The organism is Methylobacterium sp. E-045, from assembly GCF_022829685.1.
In the GTDB taxonomy this organism is placed as follows: domain Bacteria; phylum Pseudomonadota; class Alphaproteobacteria; order Rhizobiales; family Beijerinckiaceae; genus Methylobacterium.
Map to the genome: position 1 here is coordinate 25,733 of NZ_JAKSYE010000087.1, position 18,065 is coordinate 43,797.

General features: G+C 68.2%; 15 protein-coding genes. 5 read left to right on the forward strand and 10 right to left on the reverse strand.

The features are described from left to right. The first annotated feature begins 95 nt into the window (after positions 1-95). The 4 genes from MKK51_RS17085 (at position 96) to MKK51_RS17100 (ending at position 4,463) form a co-directional block, all read left to right on the forward strand. On the forward strand, positions 96-1,775 hold the full coding sequence (locus tag MKK51_RS17085; protein WP_243979021.1) for a methyl-accepting chemotaxis protein: 1,680 nt from the start codon (positions 96-98) through the stop codon (positions 1,773-1,775). 125 nt (positions 1,776-1,900) lie between these two features. Further along, positions 1,901-2,620 carry a DUF1007 family protein gene (locus MKK51_RS17090; RefSeq protein WP_243979022.1) on the forward strand — a complete coding sequence of 240 codons (720 nt, stop codon included), beginning with the start codon at positions 1,901-1,903 and terminating at the stop codon, positions 2,618-2,620. Continuing rightward, on the forward strand, positions 2,611-3,627 hold the full coding sequence (locus MKK51_RS17095) for a nickel/cobalt transporter (RefSeq protein WP_243979023.1): 1,017 nt from the start codon (positions 2,611-2,613) through the stop codon (positions 3,625-3,627). Before MKK51_RS17090 ends, MKK51_RS17095 begins: the two co-directional genes overlap by 10 nt. Before the next feature lie 98 nt (positions 3,628-3,725). Next, positions 3,726-4,463: a hypothetical protein gene (locus MKK51_RS17100; RefSeq protein WP_243979024.1), complete on the forward strand. Its 738-nt coding sequence runs from the start codon at positions 3,726-3,728 to the stop codon at positions 4,461-4,463. A 1-nt stretch (position 4,464) separates the two neighbouring features. Here the strand turns inward: MKK51_RS17100 and MKK51_RS17105 are convergent, their stop codons facing one another. Then, entirely contained in the window at positions 4,465-5,049 is a 585-nt protein-coding gene (locus MKK51_RS17105) for a histidine phosphatase family protein (RefSeq protein WP_243979025.1), read from the reverse strand. Between the two features lie 170 nt (positions 5,050-5,219). On the opposite strand from MKK51_RS17105, the gene MKK51_RS17110 reads away from it, so the two are divergent. After that, complete coding sequence (locus tag MKK51_RS17110; protein WP_409565706.1) at positions 5,220-6,245, forward strand: tyrosine recombinase XerC; 1,026 nt, start codon at positions 5,220-5,222, stop codon at positions 6,243-6,245. Here MKK51_RS17110 and MKK51_RS17115 read toward each other — a convergent pair. From MKK51_RS17115 to MKK51_RS17155, 9 genes are all read right to left on the reverse strand, one after another. Continuing rightward, positions 6,199-6,921, reverse strand: a complete 723-nt coding sequence (locus MKK51_RS17115) for a glutathione S-transferase family protein (protein WP_243979026.1) — start codon at positions 6,919-6,921, stop codon at positions 6,199-6,201. The two genes, MKK51_RS17110 and MKK51_RS17115, sit on opposite strands and share 47 nt — an antisense overlap. 187 nt (positions 6,922-7,108) lie before the next feature. Then, positions 7,109-8,512 carry a dihydrolipoyl dehydrogenase gene (gene lpdA / locus MKK51_RS17120; RefSeq protein WP_243979027.1) on the reverse strand — a complete coding sequence of 468 codons (1,404 nt, stop codon included), beginning with the start codon at positions 8,510-8,512 and terminating at the stop codon, positions 7,109-7,111. Then, entirely contained in the window at positions 8,509-9,309 is an 801-nt protein-coding gene (locus MKK51_RS17125; protein WP_243979028.1) for a DUF4241 domain-containing protein, read from the reverse strand. Before MKK51_RS17125 ends, lpdA begins: the two co-directional genes overlap by 4 nt. Positions 9,310-9,331: 22 nt before the next feature. Beyond that, on the reverse strand, positions 9,332-10,651 hold the full coding sequence (odhB, locus tag MKK51_RS17130) for a 2-oxoglutarate dehydrogenase complex dihydrolipoyllysine-residue succinyltransferase (RefSeq protein WP_243979029.1): 1,320 nt from the start codon (positions 10,649-10,651) through the stop codon (positions 9,332-9,334). Positions 10,652-10,709: 58 nt separating this feature from the next. After that, positions 10,710-13,697: a 2-oxoglutarate dehydrogenase E1 component gene (locus MKK51_RS17135; protein WP_243979030.1), complete on the reverse strand. Its 2,988-nt coding sequence runs from the start codon at positions 13,695-13,697 to the stop codon at positions 10,710-10,712. Between the two features lie 186 nt (positions 13,698-13,883). Further along, on the reverse strand, positions 13,884-14,768 hold the full coding sequence (gene sucD, locus MKK51_RS17140) for a succinate--CoA ligase subunit alpha (protein WP_243979031.1): 885 nt from the start codon (positions 14,766-14,768) through the stop codon (positions 13,884-13,886). Between the two features lie 8 nt (positions 14,769-14,776). Beyond that, positions 14,777-15,973, reverse strand: a complete 1,197-nt coding sequence (gene sucC, locus MKK51_RS17145; protein ID WP_243979032.1) for an ADP-forming succinate--CoA ligase subunit beta — start codon at positions 15,971-15,973, stop codon at positions 14,777-14,779. A 112-nt stretch (positions 15,974-16,085) separates the two neighbouring features. Beyond that, positions 16,086-17,048 (reverse strand): malate dehydrogenase, encoded by a 963-nt coding sequence (mdh, locus tag MKK51_RS17150; protein WP_243979033.1) that lies wholly within the window; start codon positions 17,046-17,048, stop codon positions 16,086-16,088. A 290-nt stretch (positions 17,049-17,338) separates the two neighbouring features. After that, complete coding sequence (locus MKK51_RS17155) at positions 17,339-17,989, reverse strand: TetR family transcriptional regulator (RefSeq protein WP_243979034.1); 651 nt, start codon at positions 17,987-17,989, stop codon at positions 17,339-17,341. Positions 17,990-18,065: the final 76 nt, after the last annotated feature.

Here is an 18,065-nt window from a genome sequence, read left to right on the forward strand (position 1 = left end):
AGGAATTCCAATTCGTTAGCCGCCTCGAATTAAACTCCCGGCAAGGTTGGTGACGTCATCAGCGTGCGGACAGCTCTCGATGACGGAACGGGTCCATGCGCCTCACCCTCGGCAACAAACTCGCGGCTGTGATGGGGCTGCTGGCGCTCGGTGCCTGCGCCTTGTCCCTGTTCAACGATCGCATGGTCCTGCATCAGCAGGCGCGGACGGCCGACATGGATTCGGTCTGGGAACGCGCCCTGTCGGCCCAGGGCCTCGCCCTCGCGATCGAACGCACCGTGGTCGCGGCGACGACGGTCTACACGGCCGACGACACCGAGGATGCCAAGGCGAAGTTCGGCGCCCTGAAGGCCGCCCTCGCCGAGGTCGCCCGACAGAAGGACAGCTTTCTCGGCCTGATCGCCGGGCATGTCTCCGATACGGACCGCCTCAGGCTCGATCTGATGCTCAAGGAGTTCCTAGCCTATCAGACCGATACGGCGGAACTCGGCCTCACGATCTCCCCGAAGGCCGCGCTCATCCAGGGCACGGACGAGGCGACCGTGGCGAGCCGCGCCAGGATGGTCTCGGCGATCACGCGGATCGGCAAGGACACCCTGGTGCGTCTCGCCGACGAGCGGGCGGACGCCGCGGCGGATATCGAGCGGAACCGCATGATCAGCCTCGCGGCCTCCGGTGTGGTCATCCTCTCCAGCTTCGGTCTCGCCCTCTGGCTGGTCCGCAAGGAGATCCGCCAGCCGCTGGCCCGGCTGGGCTCGGCCATCGACGCCCTCGCCGCCATGGATCTGGCGCGGACCATTCCCCTGACGGAACGCCGCGACGAGGTCGGGGCCATGGCCCGCTCCATTGCCGTGCTGCGGACGGTCATCATCGAGAAGGGGGAAGGGGATGCGAGAGCCCTCGCCCATTCCGCCCTGGACGCCGAACGGGCCGCCCGCCTGGAGACGGCCGCGCAGGCCTTCGAGCAGGAGGCTCAGCTGGTGGCACAGGATCTGTCGAGCGCCGCACGGGCCATGGCGGGTGCGGCGGAAGCGGTGTCGGACGCCGTGCGGCTCACGCGGGACCAGACCACCATCGTCTCGCAGGGCGCGGCCGATGCGGGGCAGCAGGTGCGCAGGGCCGCCGCCGCCAGTGCGGATGTCGCCGGCAGCAGCGAGGCGATCGACCGGCAGTCGCGCATCCGCGACGGGTTGGGCGCTCTGGCGCAACGGGAGGTCACGGCGACACGCCGCGCCGCCGCTCTGCTCACAGCGGCGGGCCGCGAGATCGGCACGGTGGTCGAGACCATCGCCACCGTCGCCGCGCAGACGAATCTCCTGGCCCTCAATGCCACGATCGAGGCGGCGCGCGCGGGCGAGGCCGGCCGGGGCTTCGCCGTGGTGGCCGGTGAGGTGAAGGCGCTTGCCGCCCAGACGGCCGGCGCCACCGAGGCGATCAAGGGACAGATCGAGGCCATGCGGGGCGCCGCGCAGGACACCCTGCGGGCGGTGGAGGCGATCGGCGGAACCATGGATCAGATGGCCGGCGCCGATGCGGCCGTCGCCCTCGCCCTCGAGGCCCAGCGGATCGCGGGCACGCGCGTCACCGACAGTGTCGCCGATGCGGAAGCCAGCGCCGACGCCGTGTCCGGCGGCATCGCCACCGTCGAGGAGGCGGCCGCCTCCAGCGCGCAGGCCGCCGAATCGGTGAGGATCGTCGCCGGGCGCGTGGCGGCGGCGAGCCTCGCCATCGACGAACGCATCGCCGGGTTCCTCGCCAGCGTCAGAGCCGCCTGAACCCGAGGGCCGCGCCTCGCTTTCGCCCCACTGAAATCGGAGGAATTCGGCCCGGCAGAGCCCTCACTTGTCGGCCTCGCACCGCGCGTTGAGATTTTCTTTACCTTGAATCGCGAGCGTCCCGCATGGCTTCGCCGATCGCTCACCGCCGTCCCCGCTCCTTCGCTCGCCCCTGGGCGGCGGCCCTCGCCCTCGGCCTGGGCTGTGCCGCTCCGGCCTCGGCCCATCCCCATGTCTGGGTGACCTCGAAGGCAGAGATCGATTACGGCGAGGGCGGCAAGGTCACCGGCATCCGTCACGCCTGGACCTTCGACGCCAGCTACTCGGCCTCGGCGATACAGGGCCTCGACGCCAACGGCGACGGGACGGTTTCTCCCGACGAACTCGCCGGACTCGCCACCGACAACACCGCCGGCCTCGCGGAATTCGCCTACTTCACCAAGCTCAAGATCGGCGGCAAGGAGCAAGCCTTCGCCGACCCGGTCGAGCCGCGCATGAGAATGGACGGCGACAAGCTGACCCTGACGTTCCTCCTTCCGTTGAAGGCGCCGGTGGCGCAGGGACGCGGGGTCGCGGCCTTGGAGGTTGCCGATCCGACCTACTTCGTCTCGTTCAGCCTCTCCGAGGATGCGGACACGGCTCGCCTCGTCGGCTCTCCCGCCGGTTGCGCGGCCACGATCACCCGGCCCAAACCGGCGGAGGCCAAGACCGCCGACGCCAAGACCGCCGATAACAAGACCGCCGACGCCAAGCCGGGCCTGTCGGAAGCGTTCTTCGAAGCCCTCACCAGCGCATCGAACTACGGCGCCCAGTTCGCCAACCGGATCATCGTCGCATGTCCGTAGGCGCAGCCGTCGCCGCGCCCTCGCACAGCCGTGGCCGGCTCGTCTGGCGGATCGCGCTGGCGCTGGCGGCCATCGCCGCCGTCGCCATGGTTCTCGCGGCCCTCTCGCTGCTCTTCGGCTCCACCGTGGCTCCCCTGCCACCGCGCTCGCCCTTCGGCATCGGCTTTCGCGAAGCCGCCCCTTCGGCCACCGGGATCGGCGGCCGGCTGCTCGCCATGCAATCGAGTTTCTCGCGCAGCCTGGAAGCCACCGTGGCGGCGATCAAGCAGGGCGGAAGCTGGGGGCCGATGGTCCTCATCGGCTTCAGCTACGGCGTCTTCCATGCCGCCGGGCCGGGCCACGGCAAGGCGGTGATCGCCGGCTACATCGTCGCCGGGGAGCGGGCGCTGGCGCGCGGGTTTTCCTTGAGTGCCGCCGCCGCGCTGCTGCAGGCCCTCGTGGCCATCGCCATCGTCGTCATCGGCAACCTCGTCCTCAACGCCACCGCCGCCGGCATGGCGCGGGCCGGCACGGTGATCGAGACGGCGAGCTTCGCCCTCGTCGCCATCCTCGGTCTCACGGTGACGTGGCGGAAGGCCGGTCGGTTGGCCACGCTCGTCCATGGCGGCGCCTCGGCCGCCTGCGCTCCCGGTTGCGGCCATGTCCATCTCACCGACGCGGCTGTCATCGGGCGCCTCGATTCGTGGCGCGAGCGGGCCGGCGTGGTGATCGCGGCCGGTTCACGCCCCTGCGCCGGCGCGATCCTCATCCTCGTCTTCTCCGCCTCGCAGGGGATCCTGGCGGCGGGCATCGCGGCGACCTTCGCCATGGCCCTGGGCACGGCCCTGACCACCGGATTTCTCGCCAGTCTCGCGGTCTTCGCCAAGGCCCTGGCTCTGCGCCTCGCGGGCGGCCGGGGCTCGGCCGGCGCCATCGCGGTGGGAGGGCTCGAACTTCTGGCCGGAGCCTTCGTCCTGGTGCTGGGCATCGCCATGCTGACGGGACTCGCCGTGGGCGTGGGCGGATAAGATTTTCCTCGTCACGGCGAGCGATCCCGTGGCAGGCTTCAGGAGCCCCATCGGTTCGAGCCGGGGTTTTCCCGTGAAACCAGAGGGAGCCGGCACGCATGGCAACGGGTTTCGAGCACATCCTCCATTGGCGCCTGCTGGCCGGCTCGCACCCTTTCCCCGGCCCCGATGGCGGCACCTGCATCAACGAGGCGGCGATCGTGGCGGCGGGCCTGCCCTACCGCACGATCCGCTCCTCCTCGGACTGCCCGCCCTGTTTCTCGAGGCCCCTCGCTGCCTACGCCCTGGGCCTGAACGACGCCATGCCGGACGACCGGCGCCCCCGATTGATGGCGTTCGTCCTGCGCCTGTCCGGCTCCGCCGATACCCCTGAGGTAGAGCAGCGGCGCGCCCGCTTTCTCGCCTTCGAGAGCATCCGCCGCATCCTGCCGCCCCTCCTCGACCGGGCGGGTTTCGTGGATCTCGCCGCCCGTTGCGACGACGCGCAGGAGCTCGATGCAGCCGTCTCGGCGGCCCGTGATGCCGCGTGGCGTGGAAGCGCGGTCGCGCAGGCCGCGTCCGGGCAGAGGGCATGGCGACGGGGCGCCCTCGCCTCGGCCATAGGCCGCAGCGCAGCGGCCGCGGTGAGATCGGCCGAGGATGCCCGCTGCGCGGCGGAGGTCGCGGAGGGTGCGGCCCCCTTCACGGAGGGCGTCTGGGACAGCGCCGTGACCATCCTCGACCAGGCCTTGGCCATCGGGCGAAAGGCGCCGGACATCGATCTGATTCAGGCGCGGGACCGGCTGGATGCGGCGCGGGCGGGCGCAGCGCGAACGTCTGCCGCCTCCGGCGGGTGATTCAGCCCGCCACCGGCCCCGATGCCAGATCGAGTTCGGTGGTCTCGCAGTTGTCGAGCCAGAGGCCGGTGAGGTGGAAGAAGAACGTGCCGTGGCCGACGACGGCGATGGTGCGCTCGCGCCGCTCGGTCAGCCAGTCGCGGAACGTCGCCACGCGCCGATCGAAGAGGTGGCGCGGCTCCACATGCACACCCTCCGAGATCGGCTCGCCCTCGGCGTGCCACCAGATCTCCGGCAGGTGATCGACGTCGAGATGGGGAAATTCCGCCTTCAGCACGGAGGCGGCGCGGCCGACGTCGCAGCTGCTCTCCTGACATTCGCGGTGGAGCACCTCCACCAGGATCTCGGGCTCGGCCGGATGGTCGCCGAAGATGCCGGCGGTGGTCTGGATGGCGCGGGTGAGCGGGGAGGTCACCACCAGATCGAACGGGATGTCCCGCAGTCTCTCGCGCGCCGCCGCGACCTGGGCGAGGCCCCGCTCCGTCAGCCGGGCATCGATATGGCCGGGATCGCGCCCGGTGAGGCGATGGGCTGCGTTGAAGGTGGATTCGCCGTGGCGGATGCAGACGATGCGTGTCTCGGGCATGCGGGCTCGGATCGGGAGGAACGACGGAGGTCGGGTGCGTTGGACAAGCGCCTAGCCTGCATGCCGTTCCGCGAAAAGGCCGGCCAACGCCGCGACGGACTCGCCCTGTCGGCAACGCTCCGTCAACCTCGGTGGCGTTGAGTGGGCTTTTCGCCCCGGATCGCCGCGCGATGCTCCATGTCCCTCCCCCCGTTCCGGAAGCCTGCGCCGTCGCCTTCCCCGGCGACGATGCGGTCCGGTCCGTCGCCATGGCGTGGCAGGATTCCCTGCTGCGCGAGCGCCGGATGGCCGCGAACACGGTGGAGGCCTATGCCCGCGACCTGAGGCAGTTCCTCTCCCATCTGCAGAGCCGCACCGGCGCCGTGCGCATCGCCGGGCTCGTCGCCCTCAAGCCGCGCGACGTCCGTGGGTTCATGGCGGCGCGACGAGCGGAGGGCGTAAGCGGTCGGTCGCTGATGCGGGCGCTGGCCGGCCTGCGCTCCTTTGCACGCCACCTCGAACGGGACGGCCACGGCAGCGTGTCCGCCCTCGGGGCGATCCGCTCGCCCAAGGTCGAGCGGCGCCTGCCGCGCCCGATCCCCATCGCCGCCGCCCGCGCCCTGACCGACATCGACATCCGCGCCGGGGAGACGCGCGAGCCCTGGGTCCTGGCGCGGGACGCGGCCGTCCTCGCCCTGCTCTACGGGTCGGGACTGCGCATCTCCGAAGCCCTCGGCCTCAGCCGTCGCGATGCCCCCGTACCGGGAGTGGATTCGGTGACGGTGACGGGCAAGGGCGGCAAGGAGCGGATGGTGCCGATCCTCCCCGTGGTGGCCGAAGCGGTGGCCGCCTATCTCGCCGCGTGCCCCCATGCGCTCGCCCCGGAGGGGCCCCTCTTCGTGGGCGTGAAGGGCGGCACGCTCTCGCCACGGATCATCCAGTATGCGGTGGCCTCCCTGCGGGGAGCGCTGGGCCTGCCGGACAGCGCCACGCCCCATGCCTTGCGGCATTCCTTCGCCACTCACCTCCTGGCCCGGCAGGGAGAGTTGCGCGCGATCCAGGAATTGCTCGGCCATGCCTCCCTCTCGACGACGCAGCTCTACACCAAGGTCGACGCCGCCCGTCTGATGGATGCGTTCGATCAGGCCCATCCCCGTGCGGGCACGCGCGCTACGGATCGAGTTCGGGATAGCGCCGAAAAATCCCCTGCTCGTTGAAGGGGATGCGGCGCGGGCTCGCCAGATAGGCGGCGATCCTCGGCCGGTGCCGGACGGCGTCGTACACGGCGGCAACCCTTGGATTGTCCCTCAAGGAAAGCTCCATCGCCCTCGGAAAGGCATAGAGCAGCCCGGCCACGAGCTGGAACAGGGACAGGTCGGCATAGGTGACCGTCTCGCCGGCGAGGTACCGGCCGCCGCTGTGGCCGAGCACATGATCGAACCAGGCCAGATATTCCGGAATCCGGTTCGCCCGAAAATCTTTGGCGCGCCGGAGAGCTTCGGGCTTCTGGTCCTCGTAGGTGAGGCTCACCGCGATGGGGTGGTGGGTGTCATGCGCCTCGGCGACGACATCGGCGATGGTGAGCTGGATCTGATGGACCCAGAGGCGGTCGGTTTCGCCGGCGGGCGCGAGGCCCAGCCTGGGACCGAGATAGAGCAGGATCGCCGCGGTCTGGCCGATGACGACAGCACCGTCCCGCAGGAAGGGCGGCGCGTAGGCGGGCCTGGCGATCGACGGATCCTCCAGCAGGGCGGTCATGGCGCCAAGGCCCTGCCCGTCCTCGTCCCGCCCCCGGGCGACATCCACATAGTCGGCGCCGGCATCCTCCAGGGCGAGGCGGACGAACTCGCCCCGCCCCTGGATCGTCGGCCAGTAATAGAGTTCGTAGGGCATCCGGCGCTCCGCTGCGGAGGGTGTGAGACACCTGTTTCAACGCGGGGCCCCCGTGCGGGATGCCGGAGGGAAGCGGCGGCCTCGCAGGAGCCCCCCGATTCGCACACCGCCCCCGGACGGCGCCGTCGAGGCCCCTTCGCGGCACCGCAGGATGAGGTCAGTTGAATGGGGAAAGTGACCCTCTCCCTCAGATATGGATCGCCCGCTTGCCGACGGCGAGGGCGGCTTCCTTGACCGCCTCGGTCAGGGTCGGGTGGGCGTGGCAGGTCCGGGCCACGTCCTCGGCACTGGCCCCGAATTCCATGGCGACCGCCACTTCCGCGATGAGGTTGCCCGCATCCGCGCCGACGATATGCACGCCGAGCACCCGGTCGGTCTTGGCGTCCGCCAGGATCTTCACGAAGCCGTCGGTGGTGTGGTTCACCTTGGCGCGGCCGTTGGCGGTGAAGGGGAATTTTCCGGAATTGTAGCTGATCCCGTCCTTCTTCAGTTCTTCTTCCGTCTTCCCCACCGAGGCGACCTCCGGATAGGTGTAGACTACGTTCGGGATCACCCCGTAATTCACGTGGCCCGACTGTCCGGCCAGGAGTTCGGCGACGGCGACGCCCTCGTCCTCGGCCTTGTGGGCGAGCATCGGCCCGGCGATCACGTCGCCGATGGCGTAGATGCCGGTGACGTTGGTGGCGTAGTGGCTGTCGGTCTGGATCCGGCCCTTGTTGTCGAGCTGCACGCCCACGGTCTCGAGACCCAGCTTCTCGGTGTAGGGTACGCGGCCGATGGCCACGAGCACCACGTCGGCTTCGAGTTTCTCGGCCTCGCCGCCGGCGGCCGGCTCCACCGAGACGGTGGCGGCACCGTCCTTCACCTCGACGCCGGTGACCTTCGACGACAGCTTGAAGACGATACCCTGCTTGCCGAGGATGCGCTGGAACTGCTTGCCGACCTCGCCGTCCATGCCCGGCAGGACGCGGTCGAGATATTCCACGACGGTCACTTCGGAGCCGAGGCGGCGCCAGACCGAGCCGAGTTCGAGGCCGATCACGCCGGCGCCGATGACGACGAGCTTCTTCGGCACGACCTGGAGCTCGAGGGCGCCGGTGGAGGAGACGACGATCGTCTCGTCGATGGTCACGCCGGGCAGCCTCGTCACGTCGGAGCCCGTGGCGATGACGATGTTCTTCGTCTCCAGCATCTGGTTGCCGCCATCGTCCGACAGCACCTCGACGCGGCCGGCACCGGCGACACGGCCGAGGCCGTGATAGGCGTCGATCCCGTTCTTCTTCAGGAGGTATTCGACGCCCTTGGTGTTGCCGTCGATGCCGTCCTGCTTGAACGTCATCATCGTCTTGAGGTCGAGTTCGGGCGCGCTGACGATGACGCCCATATCGGCGAAGTGCTTGGAGGCGTCCTCGAACGCCTCCGAGGCGTGGAGCAGGGCCTTCGACGGGATGCAGCCGACATTCAGGCAGGTGCCGCCATGGGTCGCCCGCTTCTCCACCACGGCGGTCTTGAGACCGAGCTGAGCGGCGCGGATGGCGCAGACATAGCCGCCGGGGCCGGTGCCGATGACGACGAGATCGTAGGTGCTCATGGGCGGTCGGTTCCTGATGCGGTGCTCTCCGGCGAGCCGGATGGCGAAGGTTGTTCGGACGGAGCCCCGTTGCCGTTCTCGATGACGGACAGATCGGTGACGAAAAGGACCGGCCGGTCCTCTTCGTCGAGGCCCCAATATGAGGCGTAGACGCCGTCGCCCCAGCCGCTCTGGAAAACGGCGAGCGTCGCCGGGTCGTCGGCCAGCGGCTTGAGCATCACCTCGGTGCCGCCGGCGGCTTCGAGGGGAGCGTGAATGATGTCGTCGTAGGAAGACCCATAGCCGGGCCGCTTCTGCTCCTGGGCGTCGCGACGCAGGAAAGCGTCCCGCGCCGTAATGTCCATCAGGGCGCCGAGCCCGGCATCGACAGGAAAGCCGTAGACCTCTTCGTCCTTCAACGTCCGGGCATCCTGCCCGGGGAGCAAGGCCATCTGCCAGTGAGACGGCGTGCCTGGTGCGAAGCGGATTTCGGCGAGGGCAACCCTGTCCTGAGCCTTGTAGACCGTGATCGGGTAGCGCCCCGGCGGCACCTTGCGGGCGAAGGCGGGCCGCTCCGGCTGCACGGCCGGATCGGTGGCGACGATGGCGCCGGTCGGAAACTCCGCGTCGCCCAGCGGCAATCGGGTGATGGCGCGCTCGGCCAGCATCGTGTCGGAGAGCGCCGTGACCGCGAGGTTCGGGCCGGCCGGTATGTCGACGGGGTAACTCGGCCGTTCCCTCGTCCGGCCCCACCATACCGCGGCCACCGCCGTAAGCCCCAGGGCGGGGACGGCGGTGAGCACGAGGCGCCGGTTCATCGCGTCTGCGCCGGAAGCCGGATCAGAGATCCAGCACGAGGCGTGCCGGATCCTCCAGGGCCTCCTTGACGCGCACGAGGAAGGTCACAGCTTCCTTCCCGTCGACGATGCGGTGATCGTAGGAGAGCGCGAGATACATCATCGGCCGCGCCTCGATTTTTCCGCCACGCACGACAGGCCGTTCTTCAATCCGGTGCATGCCCAAGATCCCCGATTGCGGTGCGTTGAGGATCGGGGTCGACATCAGCGACCCGTAGATGCCGCCGTTGGTGATGGTGAAGGTGCCGCCCTGCATCTCCTCGATGGAGAGCTTGCCGTCCCGCGCCTTCTTGCCGAAACCGGAGATCGTCTTCTCGATGCCGGCGATGGAGAGGTCGTCGGCATTGCGCACCACCGGCACGACGAGGCCCTTATCGGTGCCGACGGCGATGCCGATATGGTAGTAGTTCTTGTAGACGAGGTCGGTGCCGTCGATCTCGGCATTGACAGCCGGCACGTCCTTCAGGGCGCCGATCACCGCCTTGGTGAAGAAGCCCATGAAGCCGAGCTTAGTGCCGTGCTTCTTCTCGAAGATGTCCTTGTACTGCGAGCGAAGGGCCATGACGGCGGACATGTCGACGTCGTTGAACGTCGTCAGCATCGCCGCCGTGTCCTGGGCGTCCTTGAGGCGGCGCGCGATGGTCTGGCGCAGCTTCGTCATCTTCACGCGTTCTTCGCGCGCGGCATCGTCGGGCTTGGAGGCCGGGCGCGGCGGCGAGGGTGCCTTGGCCTGCCTCGGCTGCTCCTGGGCAGGAGCGGGCGGCGCCTTCGACGTCGCCTCGATCATGTCCCCCTTGGTGACGCGGCCGTCCTTGCCGGTGCCGTTCACCGTCGCGGGATCGAGGCCGGATTCCCGCGCCATCTTGGCCACCGCCGGGCCGTTATCGCCGGGGGAGCGGGACGCCTGGGGGGCGCCTTCGCCGTGATTGCCGTAGCCGGCCGAGGAGTCTTCCGCGGGCGCCGTCGCTGCCCCTTCGGATTGCGGCTTTGACGGCTCTTCGGTGCGGGTCTCGGCCTTGGTCTCGGTCTTCTTCGGAGCGGCGGCCTTCGCGCCACCGCCGGCGCCGGCCTCGACGATGGACCCCAGCAGGGCGCCGGGCTCCACGGTCTCGCCGTCCTTCGCCAGGATCTCACCGAGCTCCCCGGCGGCGGGAGCGTTGACCTCGAGGGTGACCTTGTCGGTCTCCAGCTCCACCAGGGGCTCGTCCGCCGCCACCGCGTCGCCCGGCTTCTTGAACCAGCGGCCGATGGTGGCCTCGCTCACGGATTCGCCCAGCGTGGGGACGATGATGTCGGTTGCCATGGTGTTCTGTCCGCCCGAATGGATTGGTCGCGTCGGATGAGGGGATGTACCGGGGTCGTCAGACCGCCAGCGCTTCGTTGAGGAAAGCCTGAAGCTGGGCCTGATGCTTGGAGAGGAGCCCGACCGCCGTGGAGGCCGAGGCGGGGCGGCCGACATAACGGGCCCGCTTCACCTGCGACTGGGCCTGGCCGAGAACCCATTCGAGATAGGGATCGACGAAGGACCAGGCGCCCATGTTCTTGGGCTCCTCCTGACACCACACGACCTCCGCATTGCGGAAACGCGCCATCTCGTTGGCCAGCGCCTTGAGCGGGAACGGATAGAGCTGCTCCACGCGCATCAGGTAGACGTCGTTGACGCCGCGCTTCTCGCGCTCGTCGTAGAGGTCGTAATAGACCTTGCCCGAGCAGAGCACGACGCGACGGATCTTGTCGTCCTTCACGAGCTTGATGGTGTCGTCTTCGTGCTCCGCATCGTCCCAGAGCACGCGGTGGAAGGTCGACCCCTCCGCCAGCATGTCGAGGTTCGACACCGCCCGCTTGTGCCGCAGGAGCGATTTCGGGGTCATCAGCACCAGCGGCTTGCGGAACTCGCGGTTCAGCTGCCGGCGCAGGATATGGAAGTAGTTCGACGGCGTGGTGCAGTTGGCGACCTGCATGTTGTCCTCGGCGCACATCTGCAGGAAGCGCTCGAGGCGGGCGGAGGAATGCTCAGGCCCCTGACCCTCGTAGCCGTGCGGCAGCAGCAGCGTCAGGCCGGACATGCGCAGCCACTTGCGCTCGCCGGACGAGATGAACTGGTCGATGACCACCTGCGCGCCGTTGGCGAAGTCGCCGAACTGCGCCTCCCACAGCACCAGGGCGTTGGGCTCGGCCAGGGAGTAACCGTACTCGAAGCCGAGCACGGCCTCCTCGGAGAGCATCGAGTTGATGACCTCGAGATTCGCTTGGCCCTCGCGGATCGAGTTCAGGGAGGTGTAGCGCTGCTCGTTCTCCTGATCGATCACCACGGCGTGGCGCTGGGAGAAGGTCCCGCGCTCCACGTCCTGGCCGGACAACCGGACCCGGTGACCGTCGACGAGGAGCGATCCGATGGCCAGGGCCTCGGCCGTCGCCCAATCGATGCCCTTGCCCGTCTCCACGGCCTTGGCGCGGTTGTCGAAGAAGCGTTGGATGGTGCGGTGGAGATGGAAGCCCGGCGGCGGCGTGGTGATGCGCTGGGCGATCTCGCGCAGGGTCTCCGCCGGCACGCCGGTCTTGCCGCGGCGCGGATCGTCCACATCCTCGCGCACGGCCTTGAAGCCGGACCAGCGGCCGTCGAGCCAATCGGCCTTGTTGGCCTTGTAGTTGCCGGCGACCTCCAACTCCCCGTCGAGCATGGCGCGGAACTCGGCCTTGCGCGCGTCGAACTGCTCCTGGGTCAGCACGCCTTCGGCGATGAGCCTCTTGGCGTAGGTCTCCAGGGCCGTGGGGTGCTTGCGGATGCGCTGATACATCTTCGGCTGGGTGAAAGCCGGCTCGTCGCCCTCGTTATGGCCGAAGCGGCGGTAGCAGAGCATGTCGATGACGACGGGCTTGCCGAACTTCTGGCGGTACTCGATGGCGATCTTGGCCGCGAAGGTCACGGCCTCCGGGTCGTCGCCGTTGCAGTGGAAGATCGGCGCTTCCACCATCTTGGCCACGTCGGACGGATAGGGCGACGAGCGCGAGAAGCGCGGATCGGTGGTGAAGCCGATCTGGTTGTTGATGATGAAGTGGATCGAGCCGCCGGTGCGGTGCCCCTTCAGGCCCGACAGGCCGAGGCACTCCGCCACCACGCCCTGGCCGGCGAAGGCCGCATCGCCGTGGATGAGGAGCGGCACGACGCTGGTGCGCTGCACGTTCGGCTTGGCCCGCTGGTCCTGCTTGGCGCGGACCTTGCCCAGCACCACCGGATCGACGATCTCGAGATGGGACGGGTTGGCGGTCAGCGAGAGGTGGACGTTGTTGTCGTCGAAGGTGCGGTCCGACGAGGCACCGAGATGGTACTTCACGTCCCCCGAGCCCTCGACCTCGGCGGGCGAGGCCGAGCCGCCCTTGAACTCGTTGAAGATCGCGCGGAACGGCTTCGACATGACGTTCGAGAGCACGTTGAGCCGGCCGCGATGGGCCATGCCGAGGACGATCTCCTTGGCGCCCAGTGCCCCGCCGCGCTTGATGATCTGCTCCAGCGCCGGGATCATCGATTCCGAGCCGTCGAGACCGAAGCGCTTGGTGCCGGTGTATTTCAGGTCGAGGAACTTCTCGAAGCCTTCCGCTTCCACCAGCTTGTTCAGGATCGCGCGCCGGCCTTCGGGCGTGAAGGAGATCTCCTTGCCCTTGCCCTCGATCCGCTCCTGAATCCACGCCTTCTCCTCCGGGTTGGAGATGTGCATGAACTCGACGCCGAGGGTCTGGCAGTAGGTGCGCTCGAGGATCTCGACGATCTCGCGGATGGTCGAATATTGCAGGCCGAGAACGTTATCGAGGAAGATCGGACGGTCCCAGTCCTTCTCCTCGAACCCGTAATGCTGGGGGTGCAGCTCCTCGTGGTCGCCGCGCGGGGCGAGGCCGAGGGGATCGAGCTTGGCGTGGAGATGGCCGCGCATGCGGTAGGCGCGGATCAGCATGATCGCGCGGACGGAATCCTTGGTCGCCTGCTCCACCGATACGCCGCTGGCGGCCACAACGGCGGCGCCGTTGGCGACCTTGGCGCCATCGAGCTTGGCCGTGTCCGACTTCGCGCGGATCTTCTCGCCCACCGCCTTCTCGACCGTGGCCCAGTTGCCGTCGAGGGCCGAGACCATCTCGCCGTTGGCATGGACCGGCCAGTTCGGCTTCTGCCACGAGGCGCCCGCGGCGTTCTTCTCGGCCAGACCGCTCTCGTCCCCGAGGGATTTGAAGAAATCCTGCCACTGCTGATCGACCGAATGCGGATCGCGGGCATAGGCCGCCTGCAATTCCTCGAGATAGGCGGCATTGCCGCCGGTGAGGAACGAGGTTTCGAGAAGCGCGTCCTGGCGAGCCATCGTCGATCATCCTACCGCTTGGCGGGGAAGCCGCCCCTGCGGCGGGCCCCTGCTCTCCCCGGCGGCGCCGATGGGCGCTTCGATGGGGATGTCCGTCTCGACGCGGCGATCAGGCCGCGTCGCTTCCTAGATAGATGCTGCGGGACGATTTTGCACCGCAACACGGGTGACAGATTCTCGTGAGCCTCAACCCTTGAGGACGTCGACGAGCGTGCTGCCGAGGCGCGCCGGCGAGGGCGAGACCCGGATGCCGGCGGCTTCCATTGCCGCGATCTTGTCCTCGGCACCGCCCTTGCCGCCCGAGATGATGGCGCCGGCATGGCCCATGCGGCGCCCCGGAGGAGCCGTGCGGCCGGCGATGAAGCCGACCATGGGCTTCTTGCGGCCGCGCTTCGCCTCGTCGGCGATGAACTGCGCCGCCTCTTCCTCGGCCGAGCCGCCGATCTCGCCGATCATCACGATCGACTCGGTCTTGTCGTCGGCGAGGAACAGTTCGAGCATGGAGATGAACTCGGTGCCCTTCACCGGATCGCCGCCGATCCCCACCGCCGTGGTCTGGCCGAGGCCGGCATTCGAGGTCTGGAACACGGCCTCGTAGGTCAGCGTGCCGGAGCGCGAGACGATGCCCACCGAGCCGCGCTTGAAGATGTTGGCCGGCATGATTCCGATCTTGCACTCGCCGGCGGTGACGACGCCGGGGCAGTTCGGCCCGATGAGGCGGGACTTCGAGCCTTCCAGCGCCCGCTTCACCCGCACCATGTCGAGGACCGGAATGCCCTCCGTGATGCAGACGATGAGCGGGATCTCCGCCTGGATCGCCTCGCAGATGGCATCGGCCGCACCGGGCGGCGGCACATAGACCACGGACGCCTCGGCGCCGGTGGCCTCGCGCGCCTCGGACACGGTGTCGAAGACCGGCAGGTTCAGGTGCTTCGCGCCGCCTTTGCCGGGCGAGGTACCGCCGACCATCTTGGTGCCGTAGGCGATGGCCTGTTCGGAATGGAAGGTCCCGTTCTTGCCGGTGAAGCCCTGGCAGATGACCTTGGTGTTCGCGTCGATCAGGATGGACATGGGTACTCTCAGCCCTTCTTCACGGCGGCGACGATCTTCTGCGCGGCGTCGTCGAGGTCGTCGGCGGGGATCACGTTGAGGCCGGAATTCCGGATGATCTCCTTGCCCTTCTCGACGTTGGTCCCTTCGAGGCGCACCACCAGGGGCACCTGAAGGCCCACCGCCTTCACCGCCGCGATCACGCCGTTGGCGATCACGTCGCACTTCATGATCCCGCCGAAGATGTTGACGAGGATGCCCTTCACCTGCGGATCGGCGGTGATGATCTTGAACGCCGCCGTCACCTTCTCTTCCGATGCGCCGCCGCCGACATCGAGGAAGTTCGCCGGCTCCTCACCGTAGAGCTTGATGATGTCCAGCGTCGCCATGGCGAGGCCCGCGCCGTTGACCATGCAGCCGATGGTGCCGTCCAACGCGATGTAGGCGAGATCGTATTTCGAGGCTTCGATCTCCTTGGCGTCCTCTTCCGTTTCGTCGCGAAGCGCGACGATGTCAGGGTGGCGGTAGAGCGCGTTCGAATCGAAGGAGATCTTGGCGTCCAGGCATTTCAGATGACCGTCGCCGGTGAGCACCAGCGGGTTGATCTCCAGCATGCTCATGTCCTTGGCGGTGAACGCCGCGTAGAGCTTCGCCGTGAGGTCGCCCGCTTCCTTGGCCTGCGCGCCGGTGAGGCCCAGGGCCTTGGCGACGGCCCGGCCGTGATGCGGCATGATCCCGGTGGCCGGATCGACGGAGAAGGTGATGATCTTCTCGGGCGTATCGTGGGCCACGGTCTCGATATCCATGCCGCCTTCCGTCGAGACGACGAAGGCGACCTGCCCGGTCTCGCGGTCGACGAGCATCGACAGGTAGAACTCGGCGGCGATCTGCGCGCCTTCCTCGATATAGAGGCGGTTGACCTGCTTGCCGGCCTCGCCGGTCTGGATCGTGACCAGCGTCTGCCCCAGCATTTCGCCGGCAAACTGTTTGACCTCCTCGATGGACTTGGTGACCCGCACGCCGCCCTTGGCGCCGGCGGGAGCGCCCTTGAAGGTGCCCTTGCCGCGGCCGCCGGCATGAATCTGCGACTTCACCACCCAGACCGGGCCGCCGAGCTCCCTGGCGGCCGCTTCGGCCTCCTCGGGCTTGAAGATCGGGACACCGCGGGAGACGGGCAGGCCGAACTCCTTGAGCACCGCCTTCGCCTGATATTCATGGATGTTCATTCGGACATTTCCTCGTCTCGTCCCGCGGCATGGCGCGGGATTGGAAGACACGACACCGGCATCGTTCACGCCGGCCGGGATGCGGCCGGCGCGCGACGCTTCTTGTCAGGTTTCAGGCCAGGGCCGGGTTCACGGTCTTGCAGGCTTCGATTAGCGTCTTCACGGCGCCCACCGACTTGTCGAACATGGCCTTCTCGTCGGCGTTGAATTCCACATCGAGGACGCGCTCGACGCCGCCGGCACCGATGACGATCGGCACGCCGACATACATGCCGTCGATGCCGTACTCGCCGCTGAGATAGGCGGCGCAGGGCAGCACCCGGCGCTTGTCACGCAGGTAGCTCTCGGCCATGGCGATGGCGGAGGCGGCCGGGGCGTAGAAGGCCGAGCCGGTCTTAAGCAGGTTCACGATCTCGCCGCCGCCCTTGCGGGTCCGCTCGACCATGGCGTCGAGCTTCTCCTGCGTGGTCCAGCCGAGCTTGACGAGGTCGGGCAGGGGCACCCCGGCGACGGTGGAGTAGCGCACCAGCGGCACCATGTCGTCGCCGTGACCGCCGAGCACGAAGGCGGTGACATCCTCCACCGAGACCTTGAACTCGTCGGCGAGGAAGTGGCGGAAGCGGGCCGAATCGAGCACGCCGGCCATGCCGACGACCTTGTTGGTGGGCAGGCCGGAGAATTTCTGCAGGGCCCAGACCATGGCGTCGAGGGGATTGGTGATGCAGATCACGAACGCGTCCGGAGCGTGCTCCTTGATGCCGGTGCCGACGGCTTCCATGACCTTGAGGTTGATGCCGATGAGGTCGTCGCGGCTCATGCCGGGCTTGCGCGGCACGCCGGCGGTGACGATCACCACGTCGGCTCCGGCGATGGCCGAATAATCGCTGGCGCCCGAATAGGTGGCGTCGAACCCGTCGACCGGAGCGGATTCCGCGATGTCGAGGGATTTGCCCTGGGGAACGCCGTCGACGATGTCGAACAGGACGACGTCGCCGAGTTCCTTCAGGCCGGCCAGATGCGCGAGGGTTCCGCCGATCTGTCCGGCGCCGATGAGCGCGATCTTGCTGCGTGCCATGGAAAACGAACCTCCAGTATCAGTGCCGATCCGCGATGCTCCGTCCGAACGGACGGGCTGAGTGCCGGGCTCGGGATCGCACGTTGATTTCGCCGCGACGGTGTGGCGGAAAAGTCCCCATGCTTCAACCCAACGTGGTCTGCGCCAAGCAGAGTTCGGGCCAGAGGCGGATCGGACCGACACAATGCGACTGGGATAAAATCCAGCCGTTCGAAGGATTTAGGAGGCCGAAGCTCCCGCCGGTTCGACGGCAAAGCTTCGGTGACAGGCTGTGATAATTGTCACTTTGCCTAAAGTGCGCCCATCCGCAGCACTTTCTGGATCGCCTGGATCACGGCGCCGAAGCGGGCCTGGATCAGGTCGACGGGCAGATCGGAATCGTGCTGCATCGCCAGCGGATGGGTGAAGCGGTAGCTCGCATCGAAGATATAGGCGATCGCCCGCTCTCGGTCCCGCGCGACGAAGGCGCCCGCCGCGATCCCTTCTTCCACCACACGTTCGACGAGGCTGCGCAGGCGCACCCGATGACGCCGGGCGATGGGTCGTGCGGCCACGGTCGCGTCGAGATGGACCGCGAACAGGTGGGGCTCCCGCGCCAGCACCTCGCGCTGGGCGCTGGCCAGGGCCATCAGCAGGCGTTCGATCTTGTCGTCGGCGGGATCGGGCGCGTCGGCGATGCGGGCGAGTTCCGCCTCCACATCTCGGAGCCAGCGCCCTGCGACGGCATCGAGGAGGGCGTCCTTGGAAGGAAAGTATCGGTAGACGTTGGCATGGGTCATGCCGGCTTCGGCGGCCACGGCCACGACCGTCACCCGTTTGTGCCCGAGGCGCGCCAGATGTTCCGTCGCGATCGCGAGGAGGCGCGCATCCACCGAGAGCGGTGCTGGGCTGGCCCGGCCAATTCGGGCCTTGGACCTGTCGGGTGGACGAAGACCCATCATGGGTGAAGCATCATCGCTGCCGGCCGAATCATAGCCGACCACAAAGGACGTACCTGCCGTCTCCATCGATACTCCA